1 protein-coding gene is annotated in these 647 nt (G+C 52.4%); it reads right to left on the reverse strand.

The window, feature by feature from the left end:
• Nucleotides 1-247: 247 nt before the first annotated feature.
• Nucleotides 248-647, reverse strand: a 400-nt coding sequence (locus H8S57_RS16940) for a hypothetical protein (RefSeq protein ID WP_207723852.1), incomplete at its 5' end; no start/stop codon positions are given.

Here is a 647-nt window from a genome sequence, read left to right on the forward strand (position 1 = left end):
AGCTGACGCAGCTCCCGTTCGCCTTCATACGTGCCTCACGATCTCGAAGCCGAGCGCATCGGCCAGAAGCCATGGAGACGTCCTGTACAACTCATCCAGATACGCCTGAAAGCATTCAGAGCACATCACCTTCCCGGCACATTCGAATGTAACTTCATCCAGGTAGATCTCATGGCCGAACGAATCGCGTGTGACAGCCTCCTCATCGTTTCTGTCATGCAAGCCGGTGTGGACTCTTGTTGTCATATCACTCATCCCCTTTTAGTATCACGTCGAGGCCCTGCCGGTCTGCTTCGATAATGATCTTCGAGACGATTTCTTTTGCCGGGACGCGATAGGTTGCTATGAGCCGGTTAACAATTTGCGCCGCCTCCTGATTGATCCGAACAACTCCAGATCCGCATACTTCCATGGGCGGGCTGATCGAAATCTGGATTGACATCTTGACTTTTCTCCTTCCATGCCCTACAATAGGCTTGTCTTGGATTCCCTTTGCCGCCCTCCGGTCTGCATGCCGGAGAGCGGCGATTTTTATTGCCATTTCCCCGCCGCCTCCAGGACGGCGTTTGTTTTCACGTACCGTTCCCCTATATGCTTTAAGCGATACCGAATATAGTTCTCTGGCGAAATACCACGAAACCGTTCTG

The organism is Lawsonibacter hominis (assembly GCF_014287895.1).
Classification (GTDB): domain Bacteria; phylum Bacillota; class Clostridia; order Oscillospirales; family Oscillospiraceae; genus Lawsonibacter_A; species Lawsonibacter_A hominis.